23 protein-coding genes are annotated in these 19,421 nt (G+C 30.8%); 4 read left to right on the top strand and 19 right to left on the bottom strand.

Features of this window, described 5'->3' with window-relative positions; all coding sequences use genetic code 11:
- Positions 1–21: 21 nt before the first annotated feature.
- From ERL59_RS14750 to ERL59_RS14685, 14 genes are all read right to left on the bottom strand, one after another.
- The gene (locus ERL59_RS14750) at positions 22–708 is read right to left on the bottom strand and encodes a DUF4386 domain-containing protein (protein WP_160646995.1); all 687 of its coding nucleotides are present in this window, start codon (positions 706–708) and stop codon (positions 22–24) included.
- 73 nt (positions 709–781) lie between these two features.
- Complete coding sequence (locus ERL59_RS14745; protein WP_160646994.1) at positions 782–1,024, bottom strand: hypothetical protein; 243 nt, start codon at positions 1,022–1,024, stop codon at positions 782–784.
- A 6-nt stretch (positions 1,025–1,030) separates the two neighbouring features.
- Positions 1,031–1,327, bottom strand: coding sequence for a hypothetical protein (locus ERL59_RS14740; RefSeq protein ID WP_160646993.1), 297 nt, complete (start codon positions 1,325–1,327; stop codon positions 1,031–1,033).
- Between the two features lie 44 nt (positions 1,328–1,371).
- Positions 1,372–1,779 carry a zf-HC2 domain-containing protein gene (locus tag ERL59_RS14735; RefSeq protein ID WP_160646992.1) on the bottom strand — a complete coding sequence of 136 codons (408 nt, stop codon included), beginning with the start codon at positions 1,777–1,779 and terminating at the stop codon, positions 1,372–1,374.
- Positions 1,776–2,378 (bottom strand): RNA polymerase sigma factor, encoded by a 603-nt coding sequence (locus tag ERL59_RS14730; RefSeq protein ID WP_160646991.1) that lies wholly within the window; start codon positions 2,376–2,378, stop codon positions 1,776–1,778. The genes ERL59_RS14735 and ERL59_RS14730 overlap by 4 nt, the downstream gene beginning before the upstream one ends.
- Positions 2,379–3,080: 702 nt before the next feature.
- Positions 3,081–4,277 carry a DUF4085 family protein gene (locus ERL59_RS14725; protein ID WP_160646990.1) on the bottom strand — a complete coding sequence of 399 codons (1,197 nt, stop codon included), beginning with the start codon at positions 4,275–4,277 and terminating at the stop codon, positions 3,081–3,083.
- A gap of 912 nt (positions 4,278–5,189) precedes the next feature.
- Positions 5,190–5,408 carry a hypothetical protein gene (locus ERL59_RS14720; RefSeq protein WP_160646989.1) on the bottom strand — a complete coding sequence of 73 codons (219 nt, stop codon included), beginning with the start codon at positions 5,406–5,408 and terminating at the stop codon, positions 5,190–5,192.
- Complete coding sequence (locus ERL59_RS14715) at positions 5,386–5,526, bottom strand: hypothetical protein (RefSeq protein ID WP_160646988.1); 141 nt, start codon at positions 5,524–5,526, stop codon at positions 5,386–5,388. Before ERL59_RS14715 ends, ERL59_RS14720 begins: the two co-directional genes overlap by 23 nt.
- A 488-nt stretch (positions 5,527–6,014) precedes the next feature.
- The gene (locus ERL59_RS14710) at positions 6,015–6,263 is read right to left on the bottom strand and encodes a hypothetical protein (RefSeq protein WP_160646987.1); all 249 of its coding nucleotides are present in this window, start codon (positions 6,261–6,263) and stop codon (positions 6,015–6,017) included.
- An 86-nt stretch (positions 6,264–6,349) separates the two neighbouring features.
- A complete protein-coding gene (locus ERL59_RS14705; protein ID WP_160646986.1) occupies positions 6,350–6,919 on the bottom strand; it encodes an adenylate kinase family protein in 570 nt (189 codons plus the stop codon).
- A gap of 190 nt (positions 6,920–7,109) precedes the next feature.
- Positions 7,110–7,595 carry an HIT family protein gene (locus tag ERL59_RS14700; RefSeq protein ID WP_160646985.1) on the bottom strand — a complete coding sequence of 162 codons (486 nt, stop codon included), beginning with the start codon at positions 7,593–7,595 and terminating at the stop codon, positions 7,110–7,112.
- 320 nt (positions 7,596–7,915) lie between these two features.
- Positions 7,916–8,401 (bottom strand): GNAT family N-acetyltransferase, encoded by a 486-nt coding sequence (locus tag ERL59_RS14695; RefSeq protein ID WP_160646984.1) that lies wholly within the window; start codon positions 8,399–8,401, stop codon positions 7,916–7,918.
- Positions 8,402–9,338: 937 nt separating this feature from the next.
- Positions 9,339–9,506, bottom strand: coding sequence for a DUF4083 family protein (locus ERL59_RS14690; protein ID WP_160647120.1), 168 nt, complete (start codon positions 9,504–9,506; stop codon positions 9,339–9,341).
- A gap of 309 nt (positions 9,507–9,815) precedes the next feature.
- Positions 9,816–9,965, bottom strand: a complete 150-nt coding sequence (locus ERL59_RS14685) for a hypothetical protein (RefSeq protein ID WP_160646983.1) — start codon at positions 9,963–9,965, stop codon at positions 9,816–9,818.
- A gap of 523 nt (positions 9,966–10,488) precedes the next feature.
- Here ERL59_RS14685 and ERL59_RS21445 point away from each other — a divergent pair.
- From ERL59_RS21445 to ERL59_RS14670, 3 genes are all read left to right on the top strand, one after another.
- On the top strand, positions 10,489–11,478 hold the full coding sequence (locus tag ERL59_RS21445) for a helix-turn-helix transcriptional regulator (protein WP_328699958.1): 990 nt from the start codon (positions 10,489–10,491) through the stop codon (positions 11,476–11,478).
- Between the two features lie 97 nt (positions 11,479–11,575).
- Positions 11,576–12,517, top strand: a complete 942-nt coding sequence (locus ERL59_RS14675; protein ID WP_160646981.1) for an alpha/beta fold hydrolase — start codon at positions 11,576–11,578, stop codon at positions 12,515–12,517.
- Positions 12,436–13,074 carry a YdeI/OmpD-associated family protein gene (locus tag ERL59_RS14670; protein WP_235929910.1) on the top strand — a complete coding sequence of 213 codons (639 nt, stop codon included), beginning with the start codon at positions 12,436–12,438 and terminating at the stop codon, positions 13,072–13,074. The genes ERL59_RS14675 and ERL59_RS14670 overlap by 82 nt, the downstream gene beginning before the upstream one ends.
- Positions 13,075–14,282: 1,208 nt before the next feature.
- On the opposite strand, the gene ERL59_RS14665 is transcribed toward ERL59_RS14670, so the two are convergent.
- The 4 genes from ERL59_RS14665 to ERL59_RS14650 form a co-directional block, all read right to left on the bottom strand.
- Entirely contained in the window at positions 14,283–14,774 is a 492-nt protein-coding gene (locus ERL59_RS14665; protein ID WP_160646980.1) for a small multi-drug export protein, read from the bottom strand.
- A 251-nt stretch (positions 14,775–15,025) separates the two neighbouring features.
- Complete coding sequence (locus ERL59_RS14660; protein ID WP_160646979.1) at positions 15,026–15,223, bottom strand: hypothetical protein; 198 nt, start codon at positions 15,221–15,223, stop codon at positions 15,026–15,028.
- A gap of 233 nt (positions 15,224–15,456) precedes the next feature.
- Complete coding sequence (locus ERL59_RS14655) at positions 15,457–16,857, bottom strand: M56 family metallopeptidase (RefSeq protein WP_160646978.1); 1,401 nt, start codon at positions 16,855–16,857, stop codon at positions 15,457–15,459.
- A gap of 50 nt (positions 16,858–16,907) precedes the next feature.
- Positions 16,908–17,297 carry a BlaI/MecI/CopY family transcriptional regulator gene (locus ERL59_RS14650; RefSeq protein ID WP_160646977.1) on the bottom strand — a complete coding sequence of 130 codons (390 nt, stop codon included), beginning with the start codon at positions 17,295–17,297 and terminating at the stop codon, positions 16,908–16,910.
- 823 nt (positions 17,298–18,120) lie between these two features.
- On the opposite strand from ERL59_RS14650, the gene ERL59_RS14645 reads away from it, so the two are divergent.
- A complete protein-coding gene (locus tag ERL59_RS14645; protein ID WP_160646976.1) occupies positions 18,121–18,357 on the top strand; it encodes a helix-turn-helix domain-containing protein in 237 nt (78 codons plus the stop codon).
- Between the two features lie 135 nt (positions 18,358–18,492).
- On the opposite strand, the gene ERL59_RS14640 is transcribed toward ERL59_RS14645, so the two are convergent.
- Positions 18,493–19,242: a class I SAM-dependent methyltransferase gene (locus ERL59_RS14640; RefSeq protein ID WP_160646975.1), complete on the bottom strand. Its 750-nt coding sequence runs from the start codon at positions 19,240–19,242 to the stop codon at positions 18,493–18,495.
- Between the last annotated feature and the right edge of the window lie 179 nt (positions 19,243–19,421).

Here is a 19,421-nt window from a genome sequence, read left to right as displayed (position 1 = left end):
CGTTGTTTAAGATATTTTGTCTCATTTATTATTTGAATCATTAACTATTGGATTGAAGCCTTTAATTATCAGATAAACAGCCAGAACCAACTCAAATATAGCTAATGGTGTATTCATTATAAAGTAACTTGGTGTTACTATTTTAATTAAGTTAAACATCAACAGAAATGTTGCTATTAGAGTAAAAATAGAGCCAATAAAACCCCAGACTGATAGCCATTTTGGAATAAGTTTCATTCGAAAAGAGCTAAAATATAGTATTAATCCACCTAAACTCCAAGGTAGTATCATTCCAATATGATTCATCCAATCCCTACCTACTCTAAGCAATTCTCCTATAGTTTGGAAATAAGATGGATTTGGCTGACCTTCTATTACAAAACGTTCACTTATGAATAATAGTAGCAGAAGTGAAACTATTCCAACAAAAAGAAATGCTGCTCCAATAATTCTAAATCCGAAATACCCAAGGGCAATTCCTTCATTATATTTCTTAATTATTGGATATAATAAAACCGCAATCCACACATATACAGTGGCCATAGTAAATTGAAAAAATGCAGCCATCAATACTTGCATTTTGATTGATGATAATTTAATAAGGTAATCCGATTGCTCTAAAGCTGGAACCGATGATAATATACCAAAAACTATTCCTATGATTAATAATATTCCAAATGCTATGGCTGCTTTTCTGTTAGAATTCATAATTCATTCCTCCTTTACTTGAATGTCCAAATGTTTTAAGATTTCCTTACCACAGAATGAAGCTTCGATCGATCTATCCTTTTAAAAATTTTTTCCAAAATTTAATCTCCAAAGGTATCATTTGTTCATATGACTTTGTAAGTATTTCTCTTATTTCTAATGGGACTTCATCTTGTTTAAGCTGTTCATCAAATACCTTTACAGCATTACTTTTATTTCTTTTTAACTTCACAAACAAAAAGGATAGTTTATTTAAAAATAATACAGAATTCATTAATACTTGAACATATCCAACTGTATTCCTTATCCATTTCATTGATATTTACTCTCCTTGTTGTTCAGAATGAGTATCATTAAAACTTTTCATTACATCTTTAAGAGAAAACATGTAGTCCTTGGCCATCTGTACAGCTACCTCTTGCGGAATACCTGAATCCACTAATTCCTTATATAATGTCCCTACTGCTTTTCCCATATCACTTGCTGATTTTTGAGAATAAAGAGTATTTAGTAAATTTGTGATTAATTCAGGTACTTTTTTGGAAGTTATCTCCAATAATTCAGCTATTTCCTTTACTGAGGCATAATTTTCATGCTCATTGTATTTATGATTCGTCATTGAAAAACACTCCTTTAATTTTTTTATAACTGACCCTAAACATGTTAATGATTTCTTAGAATTGGATCTAAACTTTTAGTTAACTGGGAGAATTCACCTTTGTAAGTTGTTGTTAACGTTTTAAAAATATGATTTACTGCATCAAATGGATTCAATATTTTATTATTTTGCAACTGGACTTTTAAATTAGAAACTTCTGATTCTTCAAACTGGTCTGTATGGATTTGAGTTTTTATTTTTGTAAATAAATCTTCAGTAAATTGCTTATTAAGTTCCATTGTAACTGATAGTTTCTCTACTTTTTTATTCAATTCCATGAAAAAAACAAGTTCATTTCTACAATGACCGCAGGTTGCAACATGCTGATAAACAGACACCCTTTCACTGCTGTTTAATGTTCTATTTATTAACCATGGGATGAGTTCTTGCATTTGAACACATACGTCATTCATTGCTTCAACACCCCTTTCTCTAAGCTCTTTCGTAACTGCTTCTTTAGTTGGTATACTCTGCTTTTCACAGTTCCCTCTGGTATTTTTAAAAGCTCTGATATTTCTTTGTAGGACATCTTCATGTAAAACACCAAATAAGTTAATTCTTGTTCATTAGACTTTAAAGATTCCAGCGCTTTTTGAATGGAAATTTCATCTAATATTTGATTCGAAAAATCTTCAGATTTAGGAAAATTCTGTAAGTTTTCCAGCCGTGTATTTTTTTCGTTGTTGTATTTACTTCTGTAGCGATCCATTAGTTTATGTTTTGCGATACTAATAATCCAAGTAGATACCGTTGATTTTTTATTATATTTGTCAGCCCCTCTCCAAACCGCTAGAAAAACCTCCTGTAAAATATCTTCAATTATATGTGGATCATTCAGTCTTAACTTGAGATATCCTGTTACTTTCTGCACAAATTCTTTGTAAAGGGTTTGAAACGAATCCATATCTCCTTCAGAAACTTTTGCCACCAACTGTTTCCGGCGCTTTTCCTCATTTATAACGCCGGTTGGTAAAAATCCATGCAACCACCTACTTTCAATCTCATGACTCATAAACTTAGTCGTTTATTCCGTGAAAAAGGTTCATTTTATTTAATACATTTTTATTAATTCCTATTAATCGGTGTAAGGCAGGAACAATAAACAATAGCCTGCATCTAATAAATGATGAAAAATAATTTTGGTTTCCTCCCATTTTTCTTTGACTACTATAGACATATCCACTTTATATCTAATAAGTGTTTGATCACTTCTTCTGAGTGTCCACTTAGTAATTCGACATTAGCCTTAGGAGTCATCTTTTTGAGGAAACATGATTAACAATTTCAAATTTAGAACCATGTGAAGTTAATTATTAGTTTCATAATAAAACTGGTGAAAATTTTTTTATTTTTAATTATAGAACAAAAGTAGTTAGTGGAGAGTTACTAAATAAAATAGATGAAGGGGTACAGGAATTCAAAAATTTAATGGTTTAGTTGTACAGTTTTAATCTTTTTTGTAAACTAAGCTTTGAATATAGCAAGAAAGATTAAGGTGATCTTTTTCAATCAATGAAAGAACCATTGCCATTGATATTCCAATGTTTCTTTCATCGAAGTTCAGATAACCCAGATTTACAACGTTAAGGAAAAGAAAAAAAGCCTAGTTTCTCTAAATTTCAAACGAGAAATTAGGCTTTCTTTATTCAAGGAGGTTAGAAATAATCTTCTTTAAATACATTTCTTCCCAATAATTATGCTACTAAATAAAGTGTTAATCAATTACTGTACGATACTTTTCAATGACCGCTTTTGACAAAATCCCTGCTTTATAACAATGATTCACAAAAACACTTACCATCATTTCATTTTCTTCCGTAATCTTCATTTTCCCTAGTATATGATTGATAATATTTGCAAGTTCTACAGGATTTGCGTGCATAGTATTCCATGCACGAACTTTCAATTTTATATCATTACTTAACGCTGCTTCTTCGAGTTGCTCTGATGGCACAGGTTTACTAAAATATGCATACGGATCTTCATATACGTTTGTGTAAATGAACTTTATTGGATTGTACTCTTCTAACTCATACATAAAGTTTTCATTCCCAACTGTAACAACCATTCTATTCTGTTTAAATTCAATCTTTCCGTTTTCTAATACTAAATCTCCCGAAAAGGATTTAATAGAACACTTCACATCTGGTGTAATTAACCAATATTGATATTCTGGATTTAACTGTGCAACGTAATCTGCAAATGATGTCTCTTCAATTTTATTCTCATCTTTCAAGTTTGTATATACAATAGGGCGATAAAAATACTGAGCATCCATTTCCTTCATTGTAATTGTCCACTCAGCATCAGGACATTCAAACAACACGCGGAAAGCAAATCCATCATCTATTTTCTTTAGCTCTTTGTAAACTAACCATTGTCCAACTTGAATTGGTTCATCTGTTTCTTCAGAAATGATATTTCTAAAAATGAAATGCACAAATGATTTGGATGAAAATCCACCTTCTGTATTAATGTATAGATGAAGTGTATTATTCTGTCGTTCGATTCTTTGTATAGTTGAATCATGCAAACTTTCTGCAAAGACCTCTTGAACTGTAGTTGGTAAATATGTAACCCCCCACTTTGTCTGTTCATATGCAGCATCTAAAATTTGTTCAAATTCCTTGTGCCTTTCTCGAATCCATTGTAAATAATCTTCACGTACTTGTTTAGGTAATGTCGGTTGATTTAATGTACTATTTTCTATATATGGAATGAAACGGTTAGGCAAGACGTGTAGCAATTCGTCTTTTACTTCTTCAAGTTCTGCTTTTAAACGCTCAGTGAGATTCTCACCTTCTTTTTTTGCTTCTTTAAGTGCAATTTCCCAATCCTGGTCACATTCTTGAATTGGTAGTAGATTAGATTTTAAAAATCTATCTTTATCCTTTTTTGATAAATTCCACATAACATCACCTCAAGTAGTTAATATAATTGTCTATTTTAGTTCTTTCGTTTATTATAAATCTATACCTATACGAATATGTTGGATAATGTTTCAAATTACTACTCTGTATGTAGAAAAAACGATTGTTTTATTTGCCAACCTCAACCTAAAATTAGTGGATTCCAGGTCTTCGTTACTCAACAATATGGCCCAAAAATAAAGCGCATCTCTTATTAAAAAATGCGCCATTTTGTGGAAGATAAACATACTACTCTACTAATAGAGTTTAAACTACAGTCAGTCCCATAACCAACAGAAGGAATAGCGTAACTATTATTACGCCTACCGTTGTTCTATAAGGTAATGGTTCTCTACTAATTATGCTTCTAAATCCACTTATAATGCCAGAAAAAAACATAAAATTCACCCCCTTTTCTATTAGAATATGCTAGATTTACTATATTTGCTTGTGCTTCAATCTATTCTTAATGATTTGTAAAAAGTGGGACACTCCATGTAGGGGTATACCAGGGAATTTGATAGGTCTCAAATCTGTAAATTTATACTGCGCGCGTGCATAACAAATAAAAGGTAGTAGAGGTATACTCCTTTTATCTTTTTAAAACAATTGCGTTAAATTGTTTAGTATTTTCTATTTTATATTTATTCCGTAATTCAATTCTCATATTTGAAGATAAAGATATTTTTAGCAATGCCCTAACCTCTTCTAAAGAATCACGTTACTTAAAATGCATTCTTTCACAATTCTACTTAAATTTTAGCATATTACTGATTTTCGTTATTTAAATCTAAAACTTCTTTCTTTAGCTAAAATTTTTCACCAAACTGAAACTAAAATAAAGAACTTACTTACTGAAGAGAAATGAAAGTAAAATATACTTTGTCTTGTTAACTTGAATAGCTTAGTTAAACCTATTTCTCACTTAGGATATCCATATAAGATAATACATGTTTTTTAACTTGTTCTTTTTGTTGAACGGTCATGTTTTTAAGTGAAAACATAAACGTATAATCTTCAGGTATTAGGATTGTTGATGGTTCTTGAATGTCTTTTTTCAAATTATAAGTTTCTTTTGATATTCGATTTAGTTTTGAGAATTGAGCCTTACTATGAGTAATAATTGTTTTCATAATCATAATAATCCTCAATAGTTTTCAAATCTGTAGTGATTTCAAATTCACTTTCTTGAAGTGTCGTGATTGCATTGATTTTTTTGTATTCAGCCTTTTGAAGGGATTCTTCTTTCATTTCTGACACTTCTATTATAAATACCTCAATATGTTCAACCCTTTCAATATTACTACATGAACTTAATAAAATACTTAGAGATAATATGATTATAAATTTCATTAAATTCGAATATAGTTATTAATCCACACTTAAACACCCCTTTAGTCAAATATATAAATTTATACTATTAAAGTCGATAGATTCCAAGCATAGAATAATCGGATATTTTAAGCGCTATTTTGCTGAAGATAGTTATTAATGTGCCCTCCACTTTTTGCTTAATTATACCATTCCTATGTTCAACAAACCTGCACCTTACTTTAAAGTATATTTCATCAAACTCTTCCTATTTATTTGTTACTCCACAATCTAACCCCATTCATAAATAAAGACGCTTCTCTATTAGAGAAATGCGCCATTTTGTTGAATAGCTTTAATAAGGGATTTCCATAATCTCCTGCAATATGAACCTTATCAATAACAGGTTTTGATATTTTATAGATAAATTATTGATATTCCTTTAGTTTATCTTGTGAAATATTTCTTTGATAATTATTAAGATCAGCAATAAGGTTTGTAAGTCTTTTGCCTGATAATGTTTCATCAGTCACATAATAATCACTGAGCCTTCTAAGTTCTTTATAAGTCTGCCATATCTTATTGGAATTAAATATCTCATTATGCAGACTTTCTGTTAATTCAAATAATTCGATCTCGCGACCTTTTTTATCATATAACATAACATCAAATCCCATAGAATCACAACCTTGAACAATTAACTATTGTTTTTTACTATTTTGTAGCATATTTAAAGTAAATTATTTATTCTTTCTCAGGCCTACTATAAATTTGCTTCAATTACACTCATTTGGTTCTCTATAAAGTTGTAGACTTTCATAATTTCTTGTTGGTAATCTTTATCAGTTTCAAAGTAATTAATACCGTTGTCTAAACATTTTTTTCTAAAATCACTATGTTCATTGATCAGATCAGCAATAGTTCTTTCTTCTGGATAATTACGATTTTCTGCAGCATTCCTATACTCAACTATATTGGAAGTAAACTTCTCCTTAATATAATTGTTTGAAAAACCTAGAAAAACTGAAATTATTTTATTAGAATAGGTTTGATCAAAGTCCTTAATATGATGAGGCAATATATAACAACCTTCAATAATTAGATTTTGATTATTCTCAATATTTGTCATAATAATCCCTTTGACTATTGGCCATAATTTTTCACCAATGTCCACGGTACTATCTAACGGTGTAAAACCACAATTTTTTCCTCCTCGAAACAAACCCATTTTAAGGTGATCGATAGAAAAATAAGGAATCTTATATTTTTCAAGTAAATTTTGAGACATTAATGTTTTTCCAGTACTGCTGTTACCAGAAATTAAAATAATCATTATTTCACCACTCCTCTTTAATTAAACTTTAATTTCTCTCTCTTTACTTAACAATATGGCCTTCGAATCTAAAAGAAGCACCCTTCTTAAAGATTGGCACCAAATTGTTTAATAATATCATTTTCGTAATTGGATACTTTTAAGAAATGCTCTATGCTTAATAAAGAATTACGAATTAAGATTATTAAATTTATTTATTTAGCACTTCAGTAAGGATGTTAATGGCTTCTATTACTTCTTGAACATTCTTCTTATCATTCATTTTATTTCTAGCGTGAAGCAATACTGGTCGAACAGACTCAACGGAACGTCCGAATTCATACATCCATTCATATCTTGGAACCATCCAAGTATGAAAATGGTGAGTGGTGTCTTCATTGTAAAAATAATAGACATATTCTATTCCTAAAGCTTCTCTTTGTGCTTTTCGTATCTTTGTTAAAATATTTATGTAGTCTAAACTTTCAGCTTCAGTTAATTCATCAAAGCATTTGATATGTCGTTTTGAAGCTAGTATTACTAACCCTCTAATTGGATATGCGACATCCTGGTGTGCATGAAAGTACTCTGTTTCAAATATAACACCTCCATCTGGTTCAACTAACCCACTTGTTAAAACACAACTGAGACACTCAACCTCTACTGTTTTTCCATTTGATAAGGTAATTTTCCTCAAATTTATCTCCCTCTTTATCATCTTTACTATAATCTGTAATTTAATTTAATTCTATTTCACTTAAAACATAAGATTACTAGAAGGACATAATAGCTTTGCTCCATACTATTAATACAAAAGATGTTGTTAACCAGAATGTGTTAGCGGTAGTTGGTTGGTCTACCTTTACTTTTTTTATTATTTCTACAAGATTTAGACAAAATATAATTGCTAAAATCGAACACAAATATTATCATAGATAAAAACTTTCACCTCCACTAAATCTTCCCATTAGAATGGTTACAGCTCAAAGCTTAAATAATAAGTAATTAAGACGAGCTTTACACTTTTAATACCATTCTTACTGTCTTTAAAATATGACCATCAAAGTCATCATCAAATTCAGATATAACTTCAAAACCTTTTGTTGTATAAAAATTTTTACCAATTTTATTATCTTTTTCAACATTAACAAAAATTTTCATTACACCATCTATGCTTTTAATTCCTTCTTGTAATAAAGAAGTTCCTATTCCCATCTTCTGATACTCAGGATATAAATATATTGCCCCAAGTTCTACCTCTCCTCCTTCTTTTAAAGGAGAAAAACTAGCAAAACCAATAATTTTACCATCATCTTCTGAAACGAAAAAAAATGAACGCTCTAATCGTCTTTGCATCATCTCATCATTATAAGCAGACTTTAAGAAGCTTTCTTGAATCTCTAGGGGAATAACACCTTCATACGTATAATTCCAACTTATTTTTGCTACCTGCTGGACTTGATGAATATCTTCCTTTTTCATTTTTCGGATACTACATCCCATTATATCAACCATCCCAAATAATTTTGAATATTATAACATCTTTTCTTTATGTTGAACACTTATGTCCTGAATCATAAATAAAGACGCATCCCTTATTAGAGAAAAGCGCCATTTTGTTAAATATAAACTACTGAAATTAACCACTTTCTTTAAAAAAAGTTCTAATATTTTCATCAAGCTTTTGTATTTATTTATTAATAATATAAATTTTGTTCTAAGTAGTAAAAGAGACAGTTAAAGATGGAAAAACTTATGACGAACAAGGTGATGAATTTATCAGACAATGGAATGGATATTTGTGCGATGATTATTATGTCTTAAAGCTGGTAACAAATATCTAAAGATTAATTACCAATGTTAAGCTATTCGATAAAACTAAAATTTCAACTGAAGAGATTGGGGATTATAGAGAAATAAATAATTATTTATCTGATTGTAGCACGTGGTTTAAACATAATTGTTGTCCAAGGATTTAATTTTTCTGTTTTAGTATTATGTTCGTTGTTCAAGATAAAATCAATCCTTTATGTAAGTTTAAAAGCAAAGTATATTATATCATTGTTCTTATATTTACAGGACTATATCTATGAAAAAGTGAGATAAACAAGTTTGTAGAGTAAATGGTTGAAGTAATTTAAACACTAAAACTAGAATTTTATTACATTATTCTTTAACTCGAAAAAACTTTTTCAATAAATTAAAAAGTTTCCCGATTTTTTTAAAAAGTTCTCGATAGAAATCACTCATATATCTGTCGACTATATCTCGCAATACACTAAAAAATAATGAGAAAACTAGTACAAAAATTAAAAATGCCAATCCTAATTTTATTATTTCCATAATTGCGAAAAACACCTCTTTTGTAAATAAATAGTTCAGATAATTTTATGAATATTAATGAAAAGCTTATAAAAAAATCTTTATAAGCCAGTTAGTTCTAATCTTGTTTTTCAAGTAATTCAATTACTCTGTCAAGTTTCTTATTAATTTCAGCGTTGTGTACTACTTTAGCAGATGAATTAATAAGTAGTCTACGAATAAAAAGAACAAAAGAAACTATAAATAGGATGATTAGTAAATAAAATAATAAAGGCAAAAATGAAATAAAACCTGTCTTTGCTGCTACTGTAACAGTTAACAATATTCAAAACTCCTTTTCTCTATGATTAGGAATATACTAACATATTTTTAATTTTAATAAAAAGTAAGAAATAGAAAAATGGATAGAATCAGTAGTTTATTGGGTAAGGTATTTTTCTCTGTTCATTTGTTCAACAAACCTGCACCTTACTTTAAAGTACATTCCATCAAACTCTTCCCTAATTCTAGTATATTAATTTGTTACTCCACAATCTAGCCCCATTCATAAATAAAGACACTTCTCTGTTAGAAAAATGCGTCATATTGTTGTAGATCAAAATAAAATAATATTCCTTAAACTTATACTTTCTACTTTAAAATCCCCCCATGCTGCAATTTCTAATATGTCATCTTGAAATGGGAAAATGTAATGAATTGATTTATCCATAAAAGTTGCATGTGGATCTTTTTGTTTAAGTACCAAACTCATATCTCTAAGCCAGCAATAATTTCAATTCCCATTATTTCTTCTTTCCTCTCACTTTTACTTAATTAAAACTAATACTATTTCAGTCTTCTAACTGACAATAGGCAAAAAAAAGGTAAAATATAGATAAAGTTCTTATTACAAATTAATAATAGGAACTTTATGTTTTGAATTTTTTTATTATGTAGTGTCAAAATATTGGGGGTGTAGTGTCAAAAATGTTTTTGAAAAAAAGAAAGTAAACGAAACTTTATATTGGAGTATCGCTGAGTCATATCGTGAAGATGGAAAAGTAAAACAGAAAATAATAAAAAACCTAGGAAACACAGAAAAAGCGATATCTGTACTTAAAAACATTCCTGAATTCAGCCAATACTTAAAAGTGATCCAGGATACTGTTATCTCCCCTCAAAAAGTTGCTTACAAAAGAACTAGAATATAATACTATTATTCATGGTAATTCAATAGATCCACTAAAAGAAATTCTAGATGAATCTATTAAGGCCTGATATGTTAAAAAATCTTTGACAAAAATACCTTATACTCTAGAATATGCCAAACATATATTAAGGAGAAGAATATGAAAATAGACCGTATGCTGACAATCATTGTTATTTTACTTAATAGAAGTCGAATATCGGCAAAAGAACTTGCGGAAAAGTTTGAAGTTTCAGTTCGAACGATTTACAGAGACATTGAAGCTATTAATATGGCTGGTATTCCAATTATTTCATACCCTGGGAATAATGGCGGTTTTGGTATTAGGGAGAATTATAAATTAAACCATCAGTTACTGACACTAAACAATTTGTGTTCCATACTTTCAGCACTTAAAGGTGTTAACTCAACATTTGAGGATGTTGAGCTTGAGTCATCCATAGAAAAACTGCGAAATATTATTCCACAGGATAAAACTCATCATCTTGACCTGCATATGGAGCAAATCATAATTGGTATGCAGCCCTGGGCATACACCTCAAACCAAAAAGAGCTGGTCAAAAACATCCGGAATGCTATCACTCAATCACAATTGATTACAATTATATATAGAAACTATGCAAACGAAACAAGTACAAGGCAGATAGAACCGATGTCATTAATCTTTAAAGGTTATACATGGTACCTGTTTGGCTATTGTCACTTAAAAACAAATTTCAGGGTATTCAGGATTTCACGCATTATTGACTTGCAGGTTGAAGATGTACTATTCAAGCGTAGAGAAAAGTCATATCAAGAAATTGAAGAGGCATCAAAGAAGCAGGTCTCTTTAACCAGCATTACATTAAAATTCGTACCCCAGGTGAGGTCCCGAGTTGAAGATATTTTTGACAAAGAAAATATTGAAATTCTAGACACAGGTGAACTGATTGTGACTGCACAATTTCCAGAGAAGGAATGGTATTTCGCATTGATATTCAGTTTTGGCGAACACGTCGAAGTGTTAGGTCCTGAAAGGGTACGCCAAGCTGTTGCATCTAGAATAAAATCGATGCATGGAAAATATCAATAAAATTATTTTTCCAAACCTGACATACTAGTGTCACACCACTATGCTACTATGCTAACTGTAACAGTCTTTTAGTACAGTTAGTATAGGAGGTAATATGATGATTAATAAAACTGATTTTCCCAACCCTACCCTTATTTCAGTCAACGGTGTGGAACTCGAAGTCTTTGAAGCAGGCCAACAAAATGTAGGAAAACCTATTGTACTTTGTCACGGTTGGCCAGAACATGCCTTTTCTTGGCGCCATCAGGTGCCCGTCCTTGTCGACGCAGGCTACCATGTCATCGTCCCAAACCAACGGGGTTATGGCAACTCATCCAGTCCGACTGAAGTAACCGATTATGACATTGAACACTTGTCGGGTGATCTCATCGCACTTCTCGATCACTACGGATACGAAGATGCTATCTTTGTCGGTCATGATTGGGGTGCAACTGTCGTTTGGGGACTGACTTTATTGCACCCAAACCGTGTAAATAAAGTGATAAACCTGAGCGTGCCTTACCTCGATCGAGGAGAAAAACCCTGGGTCGAGTTCATAGAAGATATGTTTGGGGCTGACCACTATTTTGTCCACTTCAATCAAAAGCCAGGTGTCGCAGACGCTGTATTCGAAGAAGATACATCCCAGTTTCTTCGCAACATGTACCGAAAGAATGAGCCATTCAGAGAGCCTCAGCCTGGTATGGCGTTGATCAATCTCGCCAAAGAAGAAACACCATTCGGTGAACCCATAATGAGTGACAGTGAACTGTCTGTTTTTGTCTCTGCCTTCGAATCAGCAGGGTTCACGGGGAGTATAAATTGGTACAGAAACATTGATCGCAACTGGCACTTATTGGCGGACGTGAACCCTATCATCCAACAGCCTACACTTATGATCTATGGCGACCGGGATGGGGTCGCGAAGTCTGAAAAACTAACAGAGTTCGTACCCAATGTTGAAGTGGTAAATCTAGATTGCGGTCATTGGATCCAGCAAGAAAAGCCAGTAGAAACAAACCAAGCGATTTTAAAATGGTTGGAACAATGGGAGATGTAATTTTTTTCAACAACCAAGAAGAGTTTAACGATTGGTTAGAAGAACATCATGCTGAAGCTAGTGAAATTTGGGTAGGCTATTTCAGGATAAGTACAGGGCCTGCAAACCTTACTTGGTCTGCATCAGTAGATGCCGCTCTTTGTTTTGGGTGGATTGACGGTATACGAAAAACCATTGATAAACAAAGCTATAAGATTCGCTTTACTCCACGCAAAGTAAATAGTGTATGGAGTTCTGTGAACGTAAAGAAGGTAAAAGCACTAATACAACTTGGAAAGATGAGATCAGAAGGAATGCACGTCTTTAACAACAGAACCGATGCACAAGGCTATTCCTCTGAACAAAGAAACGTGGAACTTGCCAGAGAATATGAAGAACAAATCAAGGCAAATCAAACAGCCTGGTTATTCTTCACTAATTTAGCACCATCCTATAAAAGAGATTCTATCTGGTGGGTAATGAGCGCCAAGAAAGAAGAAACACGATTAAGAAGGCTTGGAATATTGATCGCTTCATCTGAAGAAGGGCTAAAAATTCCAACATTGCAAAAGAAATAATAAAAATATTACAGAATAAGGAAAGAAAAATAACAAAGGAATCGTTAAAAGGGTTTTGGGTACTGCATAAATCTGGGTGTATTGTTTCCCTGATCTTTAGGAGAGAGAAGCTACTGTATTTCTCAAACATTTAGGGTTTAATTCTCATCAAAAGTCAGAACGTTTTAAATGCGAAGCATAGATCAAATCGCTAAATGAAGAAGGGATGAAACAGCTCATCCAAGCTAATGTGTAAAAACATGTTAAAAAGAGAAATCCATGGAATCTAATCATTCGGACTCTATGGACTTTCTCTTGTTTTATTTTGCACAACTCTGATATAATGAACGGAAAATCTTGAACATCTTAAAAACTCTCCCTTCTCCTTGCACATATGTTTATATTACTGTATCAGGTTAAATTTTCACATCTTCTTTTTTATCCTTTAAAAATAAAAATAGTTTGGTCTTTCACAATCTGGCTTAAATCATAAAGAAAGGCATTTCTCTTAGAGAAAAGCACCGTATTGCATATGATTTGTTCATAATTCTTAAGTATTTAGTTGATTTTCTATAATATCTATACAGTAACTAAATATTGCATATTGCTTTAATTCCTCAATACTTCTACAACTTTCTTTATACAATGGTTCTTCTCATTTATATTCTTTAATGATATAAATGATAAACATACCATTAATAGTACCAGCCGATATCTATTAAATACTTATTCAAAAATTCAACTTGAAACATGTCTTCTTTCAAAAATTATCTATCTGTTTTTCCAATGGTAATTTCGTATCAATTTGAAAATCATCATAAACAATTTTTCCACTTTAATATTAATATAATTAAACATAAAAAACACCTACTATTTACATGCTTTATCACTCCTGTATATTTGTTTAACTATATTTGACCAATGTAATCATATAATAGCAAAATAACTATGTCACATTATATTTATTCCTACTCTTTCACTTTTTGATTAAGTGCCTATACATTTTGTTTGTTATCTTGCATTAATCCTATGAATGCAACTATGCGAACTCTTTTCTTTATATCTTAGTGTCTATTCAATTTTCACTTCTAATGAGGTATAAATCTCTTCTTCCACAATATAGCCCTTACCATAAAGAAAGACGCTTCTCTTAGAGAAAAGCGCCAGAGTGTTGAAAATAATAAGCCACGGTCAAAAAATTTGATTTAACTCCCCAAAAAATAACACGTTTAGTTATTGAAATATTTAATTAGAAACCCATCACTCTCTGGTAAAAACATATTGACACCAAAATAGGTTAAAATTGAAAAAAGAAGACTCCACATCGTGATACTAATAATCATCCAATATAATGTTTTTGTTTTAGTTCCCCCGAATACAAGGCTCATGAAAGACGTAAGATGACTACCTACTAATAGAGGTCCGATGAGGGTAAGCCCGATCAAACCATATCTCTTCCATAGTTTTTCTGCTCTTAAGGAACGCTTATTAGTAACCTTTTGTTTTTTATTTTTCTTATTTCTCCACTCTTTAATCTTCTCAATAAATAAAATCAACAAAAATACGGTTAAAATATTCCCTGATAACCCTATGATCACAACAGGTATAGGCGATAAACCAGCAACAATGGCAATGGGAATCACTGCATATGCTTCAAACAAAGGGATCGCAGAGAATATAAACACAAGTAGATATGCCCACAATAATTCAAAGAAATTCATATTTCCCTCCCAAACGTTACACTTTATACTTTTTAAATCATTAGTATTGCATTAACTTAATTGGATTGTCAACATAAAACTAGATAATTATTTTTCCTTTTTAATCCATTTTTTTATTTGACTTCCCTACATCCATAATATGGCCCAATTGTTGAATATAAGAGTTAAAAAAACTCATGAATCACATTCTAATTCATGAGTGTTATTCAATCTTTTATACATTTAGTCAAGCTTTATTTCAAACCTACACTTTAAAGAATTTGTCCATGTAATATACGGGATAATACAAAAACAATAAATCCAAAAACAGCTAATTTTATATGTCTTGATTTACTTTTCTTTTGATTATTCTGCTTATTTTTCATGTCTATAATGAACATATTAATAACGCTAATAAAGATGATTAAAACTCCTATAAATGCCATTGAATAAAATACAAGATCTTTCATCACTTCTCCACTATTATAGAAAAACAATATTCGTTTTTATAAAAACTTATTCATTTTAACAAAACTGCTTTACTAATAAAATATTTCGGTGAATCTTTTTTTTAAACGGTTTAACTTTATTTTAAACAGTTCGTCTTTTTTATAAACGGTGCAACTTTATTTTAAAACCATAAATATTTCATCTTCTGCTTATTTAGTCCAGATTCACCTTAATAAATTAAATTTAAATCAGATTAGTTTTTAGTTAATTCGTTGATTAGATTATCAAAGTAATCACCTAACTCACTTTTACTTACTTCCTTATTATTTACTTTAATTTCCATCCACCTACGATCCCAATCATAGAAATCAATATAATACTCTTTGTTTTGATAAGTGCCTTTAAAATGAAATACAGAACTATCTAGACTGGCAATAATCCATTCTGGATTAATGAAATTATCATTGAAGATATCATAGACGTATTCTCCATTTTGAAGCTGAAGTCTTTTGATCTTTTCTATAATTAACTCTAATTGTTTCTCCTCAACGTAACTGTTTCCTTGTAAATCAACAAACTCTGGTGTATTTGCTGAATTAAACGTTCCAAATGCTGTGAATCCCCAAATGATGATTCCTAGGGCTAACAGACTTGAGAAAATAATCCATTTCCTTGATTGTTTTTTAAACATATTAATTCTCTCCATCCTTGATCTCATATCTGACTTACTAGCGGACATTCCTATAGAACAGGGAATGACGGTTGGTTTTGATACTCTTTCTAAAACATTTAATAACGTATTTCCGTACACAATTTGTTCGTCTTTTTTTAGACGTGATAAGATAGAAGCATCACAGGATAATTCACAATCTTTTCTCATCTTATAAAAGCTATACCAAATGATGGGATTAAACCAATGAATGGTTTGTACGACCATACTCATCCAATGAATCAGGATATCCTTTTTTTTAATATGAGTTAATTCATGCAATAATACATACTTCTTTTCATTTCTTGATAAGCTTTCAAATAACTTTTTTGAAATACTAATTTTAGGTACAAAAAAACCTGTTATTGAAGGTGATTCTATCTTGTCATCATAGATGATCTGTACATTGGTACGTACATTTAATTCTTCTTTACATTTATCTATAAGTGTTAATATCTCCTCGTCTTTACATCTTTCTTTTTTGGATAATCTCCAGTTATATTGTATATTTACCATCAAAATGAATAAAAACATAACCACAGCACCCATGATCCACACCATACCTAATATGTTAAAAATGGAAGAACTAACTTCTGACTGGTTTCCAGTGTGACTTGTAAAGGTTGAATGCTCATCTCCTACAACGATGTTTTCTTTATTTAAATTAGACGTCAATGTTACAGGTTCGCTTACTTTTACCGGATTTTGAACAGATTTGTTTAGAGTATATTCCGTCATTGAAGGAATCAAGTTAGGTATACTCAATGAACTTTCAAAACTATAAGGAATCATAAGCCTGATGATTAATAAAAGCCAAATATAATAGTGCCAATGAGCAGCAAGTTTATTATTGAGTACTTTTTTTATAAAGAGAATGATAATGGCTATTATACTCCCTATCAGAGAAAATTTTAAAATAAATGAAAAGATGTCTTGAACATCCATGTCTTCACCACACTTTTTTATATAGGTACGGAAATCGATCATTAAATTTTTTAAGAATTATCTTCTTCCTGTTTTTGATTCAGAACCTCTCTTAGTTCTTCTATTTCTTTTTTCGATAAATTTTCATTTTTAATAAAATTTAAAATAAACATTTGACGTGAACCCGCAAAGATCTTCTTTAAAAATGATGTCGTTTCACTTTTACGGCATTCCTCAGCAGAGACTAAAGGGTAAAATTGTTTAAAACGACCTTCCCTTTTCACACCCAACACTTCTTTTGATACTAAACGGTTAATTAAAGTGTGAATAGTTTTAGGGTTCCACTCTGTTGTATCTTTTAGTTGATCAATAATTTCAGCTGAAGTTAGGGGAGCATCTTGCCATACCTCCTCCATGATTCTCCATTCAGCATCCGATATTTTTGATTGATTCGTATCCATATGAAACACCTCCTTAACTATAATATTACGCGCGTAATATATATTCATATTACAATCGTAATATTATATTGTCAATAGCAAGGTTCCATGTAAAAATAACCAATTATATTATTAAATTGATAATGGTTTAACGGACATATCATATTCATGTGCAAATGTATTTCAATAAATTGTTAGTTTACAAAAACTAACATAAGTATTATATAATGGATTGACTCCTATATGGTAGTGGTAATATGTAATTTGATGTGGTAATTTATTGAATCAAATTTAAAACAACGTTGTATCTTCTTCAAAAGGGTATAACATTCCATATGATTCTTTACTACTTCTTTAAACCATTGCAATGCTTCTATATATGTATCTAAGAATAAACTTCCATAAACTCTACTTGTTCACTACTAATTTTGCTCCATGACTAATTCATGAAGTTTTGATCATTCTTTTTGAAATCACGTTCGCTGTATTTTAGTACTACCCCACTAATAAATCCTACTATTTAGCTGGAAACGCAAATGGAAGTTCAGATGGTTTTCGATCTAAATCAATGTTATACATCCCAAATCGATTGAAATGAGAAGTGACATGGACTTATATAAGATAGCCACTCCTCTTAGTACTTATTTCATGTCAGTCTTACAACATTTACAGATACTCCTAAAGTTTATAAAAATAATTTTTTTGGTATTTATAATAATTTGTTGGCTATGTTTTCCAAAAGTGGGTTTCATGGACTAGAAGAATGGTATGTATAGATTATTCCTCGATTGTAATTATGAAAGTTATAATAATACGCATAATGAAAAAGAAAAGGGGTAAAAGGTTGTATAAAAGAAATTCAGAGGAGATACAAACCATTTTATTAAACAATATAAAATGGTTGATTAAAAGAAACGATAAAACATGTGAGGAGTTAGCTAATCATTTAGATATTGATTTTTCGACACTAACAGCATATGAAAATGGAGATAAATTGCCTGATATTGATATGTTGATTAAGATAGCTTATATATTTGATGTAAGTGTAGACTGGTTGCTTGGGATACATAGGGAAGAATGAAATATTAAATATAATGTTACGAGGTATTCACTAATCTCAAAATATGGCACGAATCATAAAGATAGGCGCTTCTCTTAGAGAAAAGCGCCACTTTGTTGAAGATAAACTTTAGAATATCCTATGTGATATTATATTTTATTTAGTAGCTATTATGAGAAAACGCTTGGAATTTGAATAAATGCCTTTACTATTACTATTCTTTTCTATAAAGCTCCTCAATATATCTAAGTCTTGTTTTTCCTCTCCAAATCTAGGAATAATAGGTGTATGTTTTAATAGAAAAATAAGGTCTTCTGGTCTTTCGTAATATACAAAAGCATTTTCATCGAATGTTTGAACATTAGAAAAACCTGCTTCTTTTAGTTCTTGTACATATCGCTCTTTTAATGTTCCGTCCTCTTCCCCAAATGATTGGCCTCGACCAAATGCTGTTTTAAGATTTAGTTTATCACCTTCACTGACTTGTTGAGTTAAAAAAATTCCGTCCTTCTTTAATACTTTTGAAATTTCTATTGAATTAAATGGAGCATGACGACATGAAACTATATCAAAAAAACCGACAGGGAATTGCAAATCATCTGAATCTAATTGGCAAAACCGTACATTTGATACATTTGATTTCCTTAGATTTGATTGAGCAGTTTCCATCATTCCACTAGATATATCTATTCCAACTACGAAATATACTGAAGAGGAAATTTTCAATACACTTTCTCCTCCACCTGTACCAATATCAAGTAATATTTCTGAACTTTTGCACTTTTTCATTACTTCATCATAAAAATTCCATTTGACTCCTTCTGAGGTGCACTTCAATTTACTAAAATCCCAACCATTTTCCTTTCCAACTATGTCATAGAAATCTTGATATTTTAATTCATTCATTTTAATATATCCACCTTTCAAATATAAAAAACCAAGGCTTTTTAACTTGCTCAATAAAACAGTCCAGTGCCTTGGTTTTAAAAATATGTTAATCACTGTCGACACTGTTCAAAGCCCATAAATGTTAGGATTCCCAGTAAGTACATTTGATTGTTGTCTTCTAAAATCATATGGAACTA

It is taken from the genome of Chengkuizengella marina, from assembly GCF_009910845.1.
Lineage (GTDB): Bacteria > Bacillota > Bacilli > Paenibacillales > KCTC-33759 > Chengkuizengella > Chengkuizengella marina.
Note: the sequence above shows the minus strand (reverse complement) of the source record. Positions and strands in the feature narration are given on the sequence as shown.